The sequence below is a fragment of the Escherichia sp. MOD1-EC5433 genome (genome assembly GCF_002966005.1).
GTDB classification, from domain to species: Bacteria; Pseudomonadota; Gammaproteobacteria; order Enterobacterales; family Enterobacteriaceae; genus Escherichia; species Escherichia ruysiae.
The window spans coordinates 1-15,834 of record NZ_PTRL01000003.1 but is presented as its reverse complement, the minus strand read 5'-3'; the positions used below and the strand labels follow the sequence as shown (position 1 = coordinate 15,834).

General features: G+C 51.1%; 13 protein-coding genes, 1 rRNA gene and 1 pseudogene. 9 read left to right on the top strand and 6 right to left on the bottom strand.

The annotated features are described in order from the left end of the window. The first annotated feature begins 189 nt into the window (after nucleotides 1-189). On the top strand, nucleotides 190-1,812 hold the full coding sequence (gene nadB, locus C3D30_RS06980; RefSeq protein ID WP_001020196.1) for an L-aspartate oxidase: 1,623 nt from the start codon (nucleotides 190-192) through the stop codon (nucleotides 1,810-1,812). On the opposite strand, the gene trmN is transcribed toward nadB, so the two are convergent. Then, the gene (trmN, locus tag C3D30_RS06975; RefSeq protein ID WP_010349146.1) at nucleotides 1,797-2,534 is read right to left on the bottom strand and encodes a tRNA(1)(Val) (adenine(37)-N(6))-methyltransferase TrmN; all 738 of its coding nucleotides are present in this window, start codon (nucleotides 2,532-2,534) and stop codon (nucleotides 1,797-1,799) included. The genes nadB and trmN overlap by 16 nt on opposite strands. Nucleotides 2,535-2,665: 131 nt before the next feature. On the opposite strand from trmN, the gene srmB reads away from it, so the two are divergent. Next, nucleotides 2,666-4,000, top strand: a complete 1,335-nt coding sequence (gene srmB, locus C3D30_RS06970) for an ATP-dependent RNA helicase SrmB (RefSeq protein WP_000219187.1) — start codon at nucleotides 2,666-2,668, stop codon at nucleotides 3,998-4,000. Between the two features lie 36 nt (nucleotides 4,001-4,036). On the opposite strand, the pseudogene C3D30_RS06965 reads toward srmB, so the two are convergent. Next, nucleotides 4,037-4,912, bottom strand: a pseudogene (locus C3D30_RS06965) (LysR family transcriptional regulator); the annotation flags it as partial. A 102-nt stretch (nucleotides 4,913-5,014) separates the two neighbouring features. On the opposite strand from C3D30_RS06965, the gene eamB reads away from it, so the two are divergent. Further along, a complete protein-coding gene (gene eamB / locus C3D30_RS06960) occupies nucleotides 5,015-5,602 on the top strand; it encodes a cysteine/O-acetylserine transporter (RefSeq protein ID WP_105286656.1) in 588 nt (195 codons plus the stop codon). A gap of 60 nt (nucleotides 5,603-5,662) precedes the next feature. On the opposite strand, the gene grcA is transcribed toward eamB, so the two are convergent. Continuing rightward, entirely contained in the window at nucleotides 5,663-6,046 is a 384-nt protein-coding gene (grcA, locus tag C3D30_RS06955) for an autonomous glycyl radical cofactor GrcA (RefSeq protein ID WP_000627804.1), read from the bottom strand. 303 nt (nucleotides 6,047-6,349) lie between these two features. Between grcA and ung the strand changes: the two genes are divergently transcribed. After that, nucleotides 6,350-7,039 carry a uracil-DNA glycosylase gene (gene ung / locus C3D30_RS06950; protein ID WP_000184514.1) on the top strand — a complete coding sequence of 230 codons (690 nt, stop codon included), beginning with the start codon at nucleotides 6,350-6,352 and terminating at the stop codon, nucleotides 7,037-7,039. A 47-nt stretch (nucleotides 7,040-7,086) separates the two neighbouring features. Here ung and C3D30_RS06945 read toward each other — a convergent pair whose 3' ends face one another. Continuing rightward, nucleotides 7,087-8,124, bottom strand: coding sequence for a tRNA/rRNA methyltransferase (locus tag C3D30_RS06945; protein ID WP_000997406.1), 1,038 nt, complete (start codon nucleotides 8,122-8,124; stop codon nucleotides 7,087-7,089). Between the two features lie 206 nt (nucleotides 8,125-8,330). On the opposite strand from C3D30_RS06945, the gene trxC reads away from it, so the two are divergent. The 5 genes from trxC (at nucleotide 8,331) to C3D30_RS06915 (ending at nucleotide 14,049) form a co-directional block, all read left to right on the top strand. Further along, the gene (gene trxC, locus C3D30_RS06935) at nucleotides 8,331-8,750 is read left to right on the top strand and encodes a thioredoxin TrxC (RefSeq protein WP_001098726.1); all 420 of its coding nucleotides are present in this window, start codon (nucleotides 8,331-8,333) and stop codon (nucleotides 8,748-8,750) included. A 70-nt stretch (nucleotides 8,751-8,820) separates the two neighbouring features. Further along, entirely contained in the window at nucleotides 8,821-9,519 is a 699-nt protein-coding gene (gene tapT, locus C3D30_RS06930; RefSeq protein ID WP_000138187.1) for a tRNA-uridine aminocarboxypropyltransferase, read from the top strand. A 31-nt stretch (nucleotides 9,520-9,550) separates the two neighbouring features. Then, nucleotides 9,551-12,211 carry a peptidyl-lysine N-acetyltransferase PatZ gene (gene patZ, locus C3D30_RS06925; RefSeq protein WP_105286655.1) on the top strand — a complete coding sequence of 887 codons (2,661 nt, stop codon included), beginning with the start codon at nucleotides 9,551-9,553 and terminating at the stop codon, nucleotides 12,209-12,211. A 113-nt stretch (nucleotides 12,212-12,324) separates the two neighbouring features. Then, nucleotides 12,325-13,680, top strand: a complete 1,356-nt coding sequence (gene pssA, locus C3D30_RS06920) for a CDP-diacylglycerol--serine O-phosphatidyltransferase (protein WP_001493282.1) — start codon at nucleotides 12,325-12,327, stop codon at nucleotides 13,678-13,680. Nucleotides 13,681-13,725: 45 nt separating this feature from the next. Next, nucleotides 13,726-14,049, top strand: a complete 324-nt coding sequence (locus tag C3D30_RS06915) for a YfiM family lipoprotein (RefSeq protein WP_001300818.1) — start codon at nucleotides 13,726-13,728, stop codon at nucleotides 14,047-14,049. On the opposite strand, the gene kgtP is transcribed toward C3D30_RS06915, so the two are convergent. Together kgtP and rrf are read right to left on the bottom strand one after the other, a co-directional pair. Continuing rightward, complete coding sequence (kgtP, locus tag C3D30_RS06910) at nucleotides 14,046-15,344, bottom strand: alpha-ketoglutarate permease (RefSeq protein WP_000841089.1); 1,299 nt, start codon at nucleotides 15,342-15,344, stop codon at nucleotides 14,046-14,048. The genes C3D30_RS06915 and kgtP overlap by 4 nt on opposite strands. Before the next feature lie 367 nt (nucleotides 15,345-15,711). Next, nucleotides 15,712-15,827: ribosomal RNA gene (gene rrf, locus C3D30_RS06900) — 5S ribosomal RNA — on the bottom strand. Between the last annotated feature and the right edge of the window lie 7 nt (nucleotides 15,828-15,834).

Sequence of the window (15,834 nt, the reverse complement as noted above, 5' to 3'; positions counted from 1 at the left end):
GCCTGAAGAGTAACCCAACGGCCTTTTTATTTCACCACCTAATCCTCCGCCAACGATCAACTTCTCTTTTTCCCGTCTCCCTGAATCAACATGTTTAGCCCATGCAACAAACATCAAAATAACAGGTGTTTAATTGTACAACATGATGCTATGCTGGCCGAACGGTGTTTAGTAAATTAAACAATCAAAATGAATATTTTCCCTGAACATTCTTGTGATGTGTTGATTATTGGTAGCGGTGCCGCCGGGCTTTCACTGGCGCTACGTCTGGCGGATAAGCATCAAGTCATCGTTCTAAGTAAAGGTCCAGTTACAGAAGGCTCGACGTTTTACGCCCAGGGCGGAATTGCCGCCGTGTTTGATGAAACTGACAGCATCGATTCACATGTGGAAGATACCTTAATTGCTGGTGCCGGAATTTGCGATCGCCATGCTGTTGAATTTGTTGCCAGCAATGCGCGTTCCTGCGTGCAATGGTTGATCGACCAGGGGGTGTTGTTTGATACCCACGTTCAGCCAAATGGCGAAGAGAGCTACCATCTGACTCGTGAAGGTGGACATAGTCACCGTCGTATTCTTCATGCCGCCGACGCTACTGGTAAAGAAGTAGAAACCACACTAGTGAGCAAGGCGCAGAACCATCCGAATATTCGCGTGCTGGAACGCAGCAACGCCGTCGATCTGATTATTTCTGACAAAATTGGTCTGCCGGGTACGCGACGGGTTGTTGGCGCATGGGTGTGGAATCGCAATAAAGAAGCGGTAGAAACCTGCCACGCAAAAGCGGTAGTGCTGGCAACCGGAGGCGCATCGAAAGTTTATCAGTATACCACTAATCCTGATATATCCTCCGGCGATGGTATTGCCATGGCCTGGCGCGCGGGTTGCCGGGTTGCTAATCTTGAATTTAATCAGTTCCACCCTACCGCACTGTATCATCCACAGGCTCGAAATTTCCTGTTAACGGAAGCCTTACGTGGCGAAGGCGCTTATTTGAAACGCCCGGACGGTACACGATTTATGCCCGATTTTGATGAGCGCGGCGAACTGGCCCCGCGCGATATTGTCGCCCGCGCCATTGACCATGAAATGAAACGCCTCGGCGCGGATTGTATGTTCCTCGACATCAGCCATAAGCCCGCCGATTTTATTCGTCAGCATTTCCCAATGATTTATGAAAAGTTATTGGGGCTGGGCATTGATCTCACGAAAGAGCCTGTGCCAATAGTGCCCGCTGCGCACTACACCTGCGGTGGCGTGATGGTAGATGATTATGGGCGTACCGACGTTGATGGCCTGTATGCCATTGGTGAAGTCAGCTATACAGGATTACATGGCGCTAACCGAATGGCCTCTAACTCATTGCTGGAGTGTCTGGTCTACGGCTGGTCGGCAGCGGAAGATATTGCAAAGCGTATGCCTTATGTGCGCGGCGTCAGTACGTTACCGCCGTGGGATGAAAGCCGCGTTGAGAATCCTGATGAACTGGTGGTGATTCAACATAACTGGCATGAGTTACGCCTGTTTATGTGGGATTACGTGGGCATTGTACGCACAACAAAGCGCCTGGAGCGCGCCCTGCGGCGGATCAATATGCTGCAGCAGGAGATAGATGAATATTATGCTCACTTCCGTGTGTCGAATAATTTGCTGGAGCTGCGTAATCTGGTGCAGGTTGCCGAGTTGATTGTTCGCTGCGCTATAATGCGCAAAGAGAGTCGGGGCTTGCATTACACGCTGGATTACCCGGAGCTACTCACGCATTCCGGTCCATCGATTCTCACCCCCGGCAATCATTACATAAACAGATAAAAAGCCTGGGTCAGCGCCGTATACGCTTCGGAATAGTTCTGGTCTGGCCCACGAATCACTAAGCGATCGCTAAAACACTCCCCCGCCTGTGGGGAGAATGCCAGCAGCACCCGATGCGGCAGTCGCGCTTCGTTTTCCGCCACATCCGTCCGTAAACGTAAATGCCAGCCCATATTTAACGCCAGTTCAGTAAAACCATTACCGATCTGTTCTGGCAGCACCACGCAGAAAAATCCCTCTTCGGTAATGCATTCTGCCGCGCAAGTGAGCAACGTCTGGTGATCAAGCGTAGTGGTATAGCGCGCCTGCTCCCGCTGTGGTGTTGCGCACTCTACTCCCTGCTGATAATACGGCGGGTTACTGATGATTAAATCAAAGCGCGTTGTCTGCTGGGTAAGCCACTGCTGAATATCCCCCGTATGGACGTTAATCCGCTCTGCCCACGGGGACTGCGCGATATTTTTCTGCGCCTGGGCAGCCGCTTCGTTTTCAATTTCAACCGCATCGATTATCACGCCATCATCGGTGCGCTGCGCCAGCATCAAAGCCAATAACCCGCTACCGCTACCGATATCAAGGCAGCGTTTTACCCCAGCCACAGGAGCCCATGCGCCCAGCAAAATTCCATCCGTTCCCACTTTCATTGCACAGCGATCGTGTGCGACAAAAAACTGTTTAAAAGTAAATCCATTACGACGAAGCACGGATGTAGACTGTGACATGAAAATAAAACCTTGCTGGAAAAACGGCGATAGCACCGGGTAAGAACAATACCTGAGAAGCGATATCCATACAAACAGATGAAGATTGCAGCCGTAACGTCTATAATCAGCGCCCCACACAGAGGTAGAACATGACTGTAACGACTTTTTCCGAACTTGAACTCGACGAAAGCCTGCTGGAAGCACTCCAGGATAAAGGTTTCACTCGCCCGACCGCCATTCAGGCTGCCGCCATTCCGCCTGCGCTCGATGGCCGTGATGTACTCGGTTCTGCGCCGACAGGCACCGGTAAAACGGCGGCGTATCTGCTGCCAGCGTTGCAGCACCTGCTCGATTTCCCGCGTAAGAAATCCGGTCCGCCGCGTATTTTGATCCTCACCCCAACTCGCGAACTGGCGATGCAGGTGGCCGATCATGCCCGCGAACTGGCGAAACATACGCATCTGGATATCGCCACCATCACTGGTGGCGTGGCTTATATGAACCACGCAGAAGTGTTCAGCGAAAACCAGGACATCGTGGTCGCCACAACCGGTCGTCTGCTGCAGTATATAAAAGAAGAGAACTTTGATTGCCGCGCGGTTGAAACACTGATCCTCGACGAAGCAGACCGTATGCTGGATATGGGCTTCGCCCAGGATATCGAACATATTGCTGGCGAAACTCGCTGGCGTAAACAAACCCTGCTCTTCTCAGCAACGCTGGAAGGCGATGCCATTCAGGATTTTGCTGAGCGTCTACTGGAAGATCCAGTGGAGGTTTCTGCGAATCCGTCCACTCGTGAGCGCAAAAAAATTCATCAGTGGTATTACCGTGCCGATGACCTTGAGCATAAAACCGCGTTGCTGGTGCATCTGTTAAAACAACCAGAAGCGACCCGCTCAATTGTGTTTGTGCGTAAGCGTGAGCGTGTGCATGAGCTGGCAAACTGGCTGCGCGAAGCGGGCATCAACAACTGCTATCTCGAAGGTGAGATGGTACAAGGCAAGCGTAACGAAGCGATCAAACGCCTGACCGAAGGTCGTGTTAACGTGCTGGTTGCAACCGATGTTGCCGCGCGCGGTATCGACATTCCGGATGTCAGCCACGTCTTTAACTTCGATATGCCGCGCAGTGGCGATACTTATTTGCACCGTATCGGGCGTACCGCTCGCGCTGGTCGTAAAGGTATCGCTATCTCGCTGGTTGAAGCTCATGACCATCTGCTGCTGGGTAAGGTCGGTCGTTATATTGAAGAGCCGATTAAAGCACGCGTAATTGATGAGTTACGACCGAAGACCCGTGCACCAAGCGAGAAACAGACCGGCAAGCCATCGAAAAAAGTGTTGGCAAAACGCGCCGAGAAGAAAAAGGCTAAAGAGAAAGAGAAGCCACGGGTGAAAAAACGCCATCGCGATACCAAAAATATTGGTAAGCGCCGCAAACCAAGCGGAACGGGCGTGCCGCCGCAAACGACAGAAGAGTAATCATAATGCCGGGTTAAGCCCGGCTTTTTTTTATTCCGGCAAAAAACACTCTTCAACACACTGAATAAAAGTGTGCATCGCCGGGCTAACCGCTTTTCCGGCATGGTGAGCGCACATTGCCGTAATGGTCTGCGACGGTTCGCCGAAGGGCAATTCAATTAATTCTCCGCACTCCAGCTCTTTTGCTACCGCAAATCGCGGTAAGTAGCTGACTCCAATGTTTGCCGCGACACATCGCTTGATACTTTCAATGCTTATAAGCTCAATGGTGTGTTCCACCGTAATCCGTCGCTGACGCAGCGTGCTTTCAAATATCTGGCGGAAGACGCATTGCGGTTCGTTAATAATAAAGCTACAGGCGTTATGTCTTCCCGGCTCAGTAAAATCGACATCTTCAATATGCGGCGAAGCCACCAGCACCAGCGATTGTTCACCTAACTCTCGTCGGTTCAGAGCATCATCATTCCCTACGCGATAAAAAACCCCGACATCTGCCTCATCATTCAGTAGCGCATCACGGATCACGTAACAGTTCAGCGACTGCAACGATAAACGCACTTTTGGTGCGCGTTGCCGAAAACGCTGCAACACCTGCGGCATTCGGTAAGAGAGCAACGTTTCGCCCGAAACAACGCGTAGTTCCCCGTCCGGATCCGACTCTTTTTTGGCAGCCTCACGAAGGGTATCCATCACTCTGGTAAGTTCATAGATGTGCGGCAGCAGCTTTTTACCTTCGCGAGTGAGGCACATCCGTCGGCCAATTTTCTCAAATAACTGTACCGAGAACTCCTGCTCAAGCTGCTGAATATGAAAAGTCACCGTCGATTGTGTGCAGCACAATTTTTGCGAAGCTCGCAAAAAGGAACCCTCTTCCACCACGGTTTTAAGCGTAATAAAACGGCGCAGATCCATAAACCCAAACCTATCGATATTGTCGAATTTAGAATGTAAAAACATTCATTTTTTTAAATATTTCATGTCGGGTACTGTCTATCAAAACAAAGGAGATAACAAGTGACACCGACCCTATTAAGTGCTTTCTGGACCTACACCCTGATTACTGCCCTCACGCCTGGACCGAACAATATTCTTGCTCTGAGTTCAGCCACAACGCACGGATTTCGTCAGAGTACCCGCGTGCTGGCAGGGATGAGTCTGGGATTTTTAATCGTCATGTTGCTGTGTGCGGGCATTTCGTTTTCACTGGCTGTTATCGATCCGGCAGCAGTGCATTTGTTGAGTTGGGCGGGGGCGGCATATATTGTCTGGCTGGCGTGGAAAATCGCTACCAGTCCAACAAAAGAAGACGGACTTCAGGCAAAACCGATCAGTTTTTGGGCCAGCTTTGCTTTGCAGTTTGTGAACGTCAAAATTATTTTGTACGGCATTACGGCACTGTCGACGTTTGTTCTGCCGCAAACACAGGCGTTAAGCTGGGTAGTTGGCGTCAGCGTTTTGCTGGCGATGATTGGGACGTTTGGCAATGTGTGTTGGGCGCTGGCGGGACATCTGTTTCAGCGATTGTTTAACCGCTATGGCCGTCAGTTGAATATCGTGCTGGCGCTGTTGCTGGTCTATTGTGCGGTACGCATTTTCTATTGAAAGACAAAAGAAAAGCGGAAGAGGTCACCCTCTTCCGCTTAATAACTTGCTACTTAAGCCTTACAGGCTTTCAGTAAAGGTACGAGCGATAACGTCGCGCTGCTGTTCCGGAGTCAGAGAGTTGAAGCGAACTGCATAACCAGATACACGGATAGTCAGCTGCGGATATTTTTCCGGATGCTTAACTGCATCTTCCAGAGTTTCACGACGCAGAACGTTTACGTTCAGGTGCTGACCACCTTCAACGCGAACTTCTGGTTTAACTTCTACTGGAACTTCACGGTATTCAATGTCACCCAGTTTGCTTACTGCAACCACTTCGTCTTCTGCAAAACCTGCTTTCGCAACGATGCAACGCGCTTCGCCTTTTTCGCTGTCCAGCAGCCAGAAAGAGTTCAGCAGATCGTCATTAGCGGCTTTAGTAATCTGGATACCTGTAATCATGTGATGCCTCCCCGGCAAATTATTTGATTTGATTAGCCTGTCGCGGCCAATTGGTAAAACCATTGTTGCTTGAGTGTATATATACTCCTCAAACACCCTTGATTCTTTGATTTAAATCAACAAAAACCAAACATCAAATGTGGTCTGAAATGGATTTTATTGTTTTACATCAACTTATGCGAGCGTGAGATTTTACCAATTTACACTTTTTTGCACTCGTTTATGGCTAAAAAATGAGCTTGATTTTGTTCTGTAGAAAGAAGCAGTTAAGCTAGGCGGATTGAAGATCCGCAGGAGAGCGAGATGACTAACCAATTAACCTGGCATGACGTGCTGGCTGAAGAAAAGCAGCAACCCTATTTTCTTAACACCCTCCAGACCGTTGCCAGCGAGCGGCAGTCCGGGATAACCATCTACCCACCACAAAAAGATGTTTTTAACGCCTTTCGCTTTACTGAACTGGGCGATGTCAAAGTGGTGATCCTCGGTCAGGATCCTTACCACGGCCCCGGACAAGCGCACGGTCTGGCATTTTCCGTTCGCCCAGGCATTGCTATACCGCCTTCTCTACTGAATATGTATAAAGAACTGGAAAATACCCTTCCAGGCTTTACTCGCCCGACACATGGCTATCTTGAAAGCTGGGCACGTCAGGGGGTTCTCCTGCTCAACACCGTATTGACGGTACGCGCAGGCCAGGCACATTCCCACGCCAGCCTCGGCTGGGAAACGTTTACTGATAAAGTCATCAGCCTGATTAATCAGCATCGTGAAGGCGTGGTGTTTTTGTTATGGGGATCACATGCGCAAAAGAAAGGGGCGATTATAGATAAGCAACGCCATCACGTGCTGAAAGCGCCGCATCCGTCGCCGCTTTCGGCGCATCGTGGATTCTTTGGCTGCAACCATTTTGTGCTGGCAAATCAGTGGCTGGAACAACGTGGCGAAAAACCGATTGACTGGATGCCAGTGTTACCGGCAGAGAGTGAGTAAATTTGCGGGAAAATGCCGGATGACATCGTTGCCATCCGGCTGATTTATCAGGCTTTGTTCTGACGCCACCATTCGCCAAGCAGCACGCCAGTTGCGACAGAGATATTCAGACCAGCAACGTTGCCAGTACCATCAATCTTCACGCGCAAATCGTTCGGATCGCGTGCGGCATCCGGTAGCCCTTCATATTCCTGGCCCAGCACCAGCACCATTTTCTCTGGCAGACTGGTTTTGAACAGCGGTTTACCCTGCTCGCTGGAAGTGGTCACTACGGTGTAACCCGCCTGACGGAAATCATCCAGCACATTAACAATGTTGTCGCCGGTAATCGGCTGAACGTGCTCTGCGCCGCCTTCTGCGGTACGGATTGCCGCACCCGATTCCAGCAACGCCGCATCCTGCACCACAACGCCTTTCACGCCAAAGTGCGCGCAGCTACGCATCATGCCACCCAGGTTATGCGGGTTAGATTCGTTTTCCAGCGCCAGTACACAATCCTGCGCGCCGGCCTGGCTTACCCACTGCTGTACGGTTGTGCCGTTACGCTTTTTAATCAGGAAGCAAACGCCGCCGTGATGTTCCGTGCCTGACGCTTTTGTCAGTTCCGCTTCATCCACTACATGGTACGCTTTGCGGTTTGCTGCCATCCAGCGCAAGGCTTCTTTAAAACGCGGCGTTACGCTCTGGATAAACCAGGCGCGAACAATCGCTTCCGGACGGCTCTGGAACAGTGCCTGACATGCATTTTCGCCGTAAACGCGGGTTTCTTCCGCACGCTGACGACGCAACACTTCTGGATCAATAAAACTTTTACCACTGATGCCACCGTGATCGGCCTTTTCCGGCGTCTCATCACCCGGCGCGCGGGAAACCGTGCGCCACGGCGAATCTTCCCACTTGCGGTCACGGGGCTGACTCTGTTTGTCATCGCGGGCGGGGCGACGGCCACCGTCGGCACGAGATTTTCCTGGACGCCCGCCCCCTTTCCCGGTTCGCGGGTTATGGGTACGTTTATCAGAATCATCATCACTGCGGACATACATCACTTTGACCTTGCCGCTTTTACCTTTCATTTCATCGTTCATGCTTTTCTCCACCAGCGCTGCGCGAAGCGCGCAGATTACCCGAAGTGCGCGCGGTTCGCCATGATTTCGTACCAAAGCCTGCGACTATCATACCTATTGAATAAAACAGATTGTTGTCTGGAACATTGCCTTTGATAATATGTAACATATTAGAAACATACCGGCGTCATTGCCGATAAGTCTCCTTACTCATCCCGAGGTTAGTTATGAATACCGTTTGTACCCATTGTCAGGCCATCAATCGCATTCCCGACGATCGGATCGAAGATGCGGCAAAATGCGGACGCTGCGGTCACGACCTGTTTGACGGAGAGGTGATTAATGCGACCGGTGAAACACTCGACAAATTGCTGAAAGACGATCTGCCTGTAGTGATCGACTTCTGGGCACCGTGGTGCGGCCCCTGCCGTAACTTCGCGCCGATTTTTGAAGATGTTGCGCAAGAGCGTAGCGGTAAAGTGCGTTTTGTAAAAGTGAATACCGAAGCTGAACGTGAATTAAGCAGCCGCTTTGGTATTCGTAGCATTCCGACGATTATGATTTTCAAAAATGGTCAGGTTGTTGACATGCTCAACGGCGCAGTGCCGAAAGCACCGTTCGATAGCTGGTTGAACGAATCTCTTTAATCTTACCGGGGCGCATCTTGTGCCCCGTTTTCTCCTCTGCGACAATGGCGGTTTTTCGACGCCCTCTCTCATGACCGAAAACGCTGTTCTCCAGTTACGCGCCGAACGTATTGCACGCGCAACGCGTCCTTTTCTTGCCCGTGGTAATCGCGTTCGTCGTTGCCAACGCTGCCTTTTGCCAGAGAAACTTTGCCTCTGTTCGACAATCACCCCAACTGAAGCAAAAAGCCGTTTTTGTTTGCTGATGTTCGATACCGAGCCAATGAAGCCCAGCAATACCGGACGTTTAATTGCTGATATCTTGCCGGATACAGTCGCGTTTCAATGGTCGCGCACTGAACCATCGCAAGATTTGCTGGAGCTGGTACAAAACCCGGATTATCAGCCAATGGTGGTTTTTCCTGCCTCGTATGCCGGCGAGCAACGGGAAGTCATCTTCTCGCCGCCTTCCGGTAAGCCGCCGCTGTTTATCATGCTCGATGGCACCTGGCCGGAAGCTCGGAAAATGTTTCGTAAAAGTCCGTATCTGGATAATCTTCCCGTCATTTCCGTCGATCTTTCCCGGCTTTCTGCCTATCGCCTGCGTGAAGCCCAGGCTGAAGGCCAATATTGCACCGCCGAAGTAGCCATCGCACTTTTAGATATGGCGGGCGATACCGAAGCAGCAACGGGCTTAGGCGAGCATTTCACTCGTTTTAAAACGCGCTATCTGGCAGGAAAAACGCAACATCTGGGTAGCATCACAGCAGAACAGTTAGAAAGCGTTTAAAATCATTCGGTCACTTCTGCGGGAGACCGGTATGAGTCAGCGAGGACTGGAAGCACTACTGCGACCAAAATCGATAGCGGTAATTGGCGCATCGATGAAACCCAATCGCGCAGGTTACCTGATGATGCGTAACCTGCTGGCGGGAGGCTTTAACGGGCCGGTACTCCCGGTGACGCCAGCCTGGAAAGCGGTGTTGGGTGTGCTGGCCTGGCCGGATATTGCCAGCTTGCCCTTTACACCCGACCTTGCGGTTTTGTGTACCAATGCCAGCCGCAATCTTGCTCTTCTGGAAGAGCTCGGCGAGAAGGGCTGTAAAACCTGCATTATTCTTTCTGCACCAGCATCTCAACACGAAGATCTCCGCGCCTGCGCCCTGCGCCATAACATGCGTCTGCTCGGGCCAAACAGTCTGGGATTACTGGCTCCCTGGCAAGGTCTGAATGCCAGCTTTTCGCCCGTGCCGATTAAACGCGGCAAGCTGGCGTTTATTTCGCAATCGGCTGCCGTCTCCAACACCATCCTCGACTGGGCGCAACAGCGTGAGATGGGCTTTTCCTACTTTATTGCGCTCGGCGACAGCCTGGATATCGACGTTGATGAATTGCTTGACTATCTGGCCCGCGACAGTAAAACCAGCGCCATCCTGCTCTATCTCGAACAGTTAAGCGACGCGCGACGCTTTGTTTCGGCGGCCCGTAGTGCCTCTCGCAATAAACCGATTCTGGTGATTAAAAGCGGACGTAGCCCGGCGGCTCAACATCTGTTGAATACCACGGCAGGAATGGATCCGGCGTGGGATGCGGCTATTCAGCGTGCCGGTTTGTTGCGGGTACAGGATACTCACGAGCTGTTTTCGGCGGTGGAAACCCTCAGCCATATGCGCCCGCTGCGTGGCGACCGGCTGATGATTATCAGCAACGGTGCTGCGCCTGCCGCGCTGGCGCTGGATGCCTTATGGTCACGCAATGGCAAGCTGGCAACGCTAAGCGAAGAAACCTGCCAGAAACTGCGCGATGCACTGCCAGAACATGTGGCAATCTCTAACCCGCTCGATCTACGCGATGACGCCAGCAGTGAGCACTATACTAAAACGCTGGATATTCTGCTCCACAGCCAGGATTTTGACGCGCTGATGGTTATTCATTCGCCCAGCGCCGCTGCTCCCGCAACAGAAAGTGCGCAAGCATTAATTGAAGCGGTAAAGCATCATCCCCGCAGCAAGTATGTTTCTCTGCTGACGAACTGGTGCGGCGAGCACTCCTCTCAAGAGGCACGACGATTATTCAGTGAAGCCGGGCTGCCGACCTATCGCACGCCGGAAGGAACCATCACTGCTTTTATGCATATGGTGGAGTACCGACGTAATCAGAAGCAACTACGCGAAACGCCGGCGTTGCCCAGCAATCTGACCTCCAATACCGCAGAAGCGCATCTTCTGTTGCAACAGGCGATTGCCGAAGGGGCTACGTCGCTCGATACCCATGAAGTTCAGCCCATCCTGCAAGCGTATGGCATGAACACGCTCCCCACCTGGATTGCCAGCGATAGCACCGAAGCGGTGCATATTGCCGAACAGATTGGTTATCCGGTGGCGCTGAAATTGCGTTCGCCGGATATTCCACATAAATCGGAAGTTCAGGGCGTCATGCTCTACCTGCGTACAGCTAATGAAGTCCAGCAAGCGGCAAACGCTATTTTCGATCGCGTAAAAATGGCCTGGCCGCAGGCGCGGATCCACGGCCTGTTGGTGCAAAGTATGGCTAACCGTGCTGGCGCTCAGGAGTTGCGGGTTGTGGTTGAACACGATCCGGTTTTCGGGCCGTTGATCATGCTGGGTGAGGGAGGTGTGGAGTGGCGTCCTGAAGATCAAGCCGTCGTCGCACTGCCGCCGCTGAACATGAACCTGGCCCGCTATCTGGTTATTCAGGGGATCAAAAGTAAAAAGATTCGTGCGCGCAGTGCGCTACGCCCATTGGATGTTGCAGGCTTGAGCCAGCTTCTGGTGCAGGTTTCCAACTTGATTGTCGATTGCCCGGAAATTCAGCGTCTGGATATTCATCCTTTGCTGGCTTCTGGCAGTGAATTTACCGCGCTGGATGTCACGCTGGATATCGCGCCGTTTGAAGGTGATAACGAGAGCCGGCTGGCTGTGCGCCCTTATCCGCATCAGCTGGAAGAATGGGTAGAATTGAAAAACGGTGAACGCTGCTTGTTCCGCCCGATTTTGCCAGAAGATGAGCCACAGCTTCAGCAATTCATTTCGCGAGTCACCAAAGAAGATCTTTATTACCGCTACTTTAGCGAGATCAACGAATTTACCCATGAAGATTTAGCCAACATGACGCAGATCGACTACGATCGGGAAATGGCTTTTGTGGCGGTACGACGTATTGATCAAACGGAAGAGATCCTTGGCGTCACGCGTGCGATCTCCGACCCTGATAACATCGATGCCGAATTTGCCGTGCTGGTTCGCTCGGATCTCAAAGGGTTAGGCTTAGGTCGACGCTTAATGGAAAAGTTGATTACCTATACGCGAGATCACGGACTGCAACGTCTGAATGGTATTACGATGCCAAACAATCGTGGCATGGTGGCGCTGGCCCGCAAGCTCGGGTTTAACGTTGATATCCAGCTCGAAGAGGGGATCGTTGGGCTTACGCTAAATCTTGCCCAGCGCGAGGAATCATGAGTAAGGTACTGGAAATGTTGACCACTTAATCGGGACTGGTGTTATTATTGCCCGCTTATGTCGTCTGCATTGCACAGAGGACCCTTCAATGAACAGAGAAGAAATGCACTGTGATGTTGTCAAAATTTAAGCGTAATAAACATCAACAACACCTTGCCCAACTACCCAAGATTTCTCAATCAGTTGATGATGTCGATTTCTTTTACGCTCCCGCCGACTTCCGGGAGACGCTGCTGGAAAAAATAGCCAGCGCGAAGCAGCGCATTTGCATTGTCGCCCTGTATCTCGAACAGGATGACGGTGGCAAAGGCATTCTGAACGCGTTGTATGAGGCTAAAAGGCAGCGTCCGGAACTGGATGTGCGGGTGCTGGTCGACTGGCATCGTGCACAACGTGGACGCATTGGCGCTGCGGCATCTAACACTAACGCTGACTGGTACTGCCGCATGGCGCAGGAAAATCCGGGCGTAGATGTTCCGGTTTATGGCGTTCCAATCAATACCCGTGAAGCCCTTGGTGTTCTGCACTTTAAAGGCTTTATCATCGACGATAGCGTACTTTATAGCGGTGCCAGCCTGAACGATGTTTACCTGCATCAGCACGATAAATATCGCTACGACCGTTATCATCTTATCCGTAACCGTAAGATGTCAGACATTATGTTTGAATGGGTTACACAGAATATTATGAATGGCCGCGGCGTTAATCGTCTGGATGATGTTAATCGGCCAAAAAGCCCGGAAATCAAGAACGATATTCGTCTGTTCCGCCAGGAGCTGCGTGATGCCGCTTATCATTTCCAGGGCGATGCCGACAACGATCAGCTTTCCGTAACGCCGTTGGTAGGTCTGGGGAAATCGAGTCTGTTGAACAAGACCATTTTCCATCTTATGCCTTGTGCCGAGCAGAAACTAACCATCTGTACGCCATACTTCAACCTGCCAGCAATCCTGGTGCGCAATATCATCCAGTTGCTGCGCGAAGGGAAAAAGATCGAAATTATTGTTGGTGATAAAACCGCGAATGACTTCTACATTCCGGAAGATGAACCTTTCAAGATAATTGGCGCATTGCCTTATCTCTATGAGATCAATCTGCGTCGTTTCCTGAGCCGTTTACAGTATTACGTCAACACTGACCAGTTAGTGGTTCGGTTATGGAAAGATGACGACAACACCTATCACCTGAAAGGGATGTGGGTTGATGATAAGTGGATGTTGATCACCGGTAATAACCTGAACCCGCGCGCCTGGCGTCTGGATCTGGAAAACGCCATTTTGATCCACGATCCGCAACTGGAGCTTGCACCACAGCGAGAGAAAGAACTGGAGCTGATCCGCGAGCATACCACCATCGTTAAGCACTATCGCGATCTGCAAAGTATTGCCGATTATCCGGTGAAGGTTCGTAAACTCATCCGTCGTTTGCGCCGTATCCGCATCGACCGATTAATTAGCCGCATCCTGTAATCACAACCCCGTCCTGTACGGGGTTTGTTTTTTGGAGGCCACGTTTTGCGTATTCTTTTTGTCTGCTCGCTATTGTTACTTTCTGGATGCAGCCATATGGCTAACGATAGCTGGAGCGGGCAGGATAAAGCTCAACACTTTATCGCCTCGGCGATGCTTTCCGCCGCCGGAAATGAATATTCACAGCATCAGGGGATGAGCCGGGATCGCAGTGCCATGTTTGGATTGATGTTCTCTGTCAGTCTGGGGGCGTCAAAAGAGCTTTGGGATAGCCGCCCCGAAGGGAGCGGCTGGAGCTGGAAGGATTTGGCCTGGGATGTTGCCGGTGCAAGCACCGGCTATACCGTCTGGCAACTGACCCGTCACTAAAGACGCATCCCCTTCCCTTTGCGATGTAGCATCAAAGAAACCAGAAACGCCACCACGGCCATCAAGGTCACATACCAGAAGAAGGCTGTTTCCATTCCTATTGATTTCAGCGACAACGCTACGTACTCCGCCGAACCACCAAATATAGCATTAGCGACCGCATATGACAGACCAACGCCTAATGCGCGAACCTGTGCCGGGAACATCTCAGCCTTCAGTATTCCACTGATTGATGTATAAAAACTCACTATCAGCAGGGCACACATCACCAGACCAAAAGCGGCATAAGGCGAGGAAACGTTTTGCAATGCTGAGAGAATAGGAACTGTAAAAATGGCTGCCAGAGAACCGAAACATAACATTGAGGTACGGCGACCAATCTTATCCGACAGCGCACCAATGAGTGGCTGGATGAGCATAAATACAAACAGTGCGGCTGTCATAATGCCGCTTGCTACATTGGCGTGCATTCCCGCAGTATTTACCAGATACTTCTGCATGTAAGTGGTGAAGGTATAGAAACAAAGGGAGCCCGCAGCAGTAAAACCGAGAACCATGATGAATGCACGGCGATTGCGCCATAATCCTTTCAGAGATCCAGCTTCTTTTAAAGCGCGTGTTTCTTGTTGTGAAGTTTCATCCAATTGACGGCGTAACCACAAAGCCACAACGGCTAACACCGCTCCTAACGCAAAGGGAATGCGCCATCCCCACTCTCTGAGTGCAGCGTCTTCCATGGTGTGTTGTAAAACCACGACAACCAGTAGTGCCAACAGTTGTCCGCCGATTAACGTGACATACTGAAATGAGGCATAAAAACCTTTACGACCTTCTACTGCGACTTCACTCATATAGGTGGCGCTGGTGCCATATTCTCCACCTACAGATAATCCCTGGAATAAACGCGCGAGAAGTAACAATGCCGGAGCCCAGGTGCCAATAGTTTCATAGCCTGGCAGACATGCGATAACCAGAGAGCCGAAACACATCATACATACTGATAACAGCATCGATTTCTTGCGGCCATGTTTATCGGCTATGCGGCCAAATAGCCAACCGCCTATTGGGCGCATCAGGAATCCCGCAGCAAAAACACCGGCTGTTTGCAGTAGTTGAGTGGTAGTGTTACCAGAAGGGAAGAAGATGTGGGCGAAGTAGAGGGAACAAAACGAGTAGACGTAAAAATCAAACCATTCGACCAGGTTGCCTGAAGAGGCCCCTACAATTGCCCAGATGCGGCGACGAGTATCACTACTTGTCAGTTTGCCGTCTGCTGTTACAGTGCTTTCTGCCATGCCACTATTTCTCCTGCCATAATCCGATGCTTTGTTGGTTGCTGTTGTTTATTTTTTAGTAATTCAAGTGTTATACATTTGTTACATGTGATTATGCAACCTTAACAGTGAATTTAGTTAGCAGGGGAACGGTTATTGAGGAGCTTAAGGATAAATTTCTGGTAAGGAGGACACGTATGGAAGTGGGCAAATTGGGAAAGCCGTATCCGTTGCTGAATCTGGCGTATGTAGAGGAATAATGCGCTGTTGCCCCCTACCGTAACTCTGCGTAGGACGGATAAGACGCGCCAGCGTCGCATCCGGCATTTATTCCGCACCAGCAACGCAAAAAGGCCATCCTTCCGGATGGCCTTCTGCTTTATCTGATGCCTGGCAGTTCCCTACTCTCGCATGGGGAGACCCCACACTACCATCGGCGCTACGGCGTTTCACTTCTGAGTTCGGCATGGGGTCAGGTGGGACCACCGCGCTACGGCCGCCAGGCAAATTC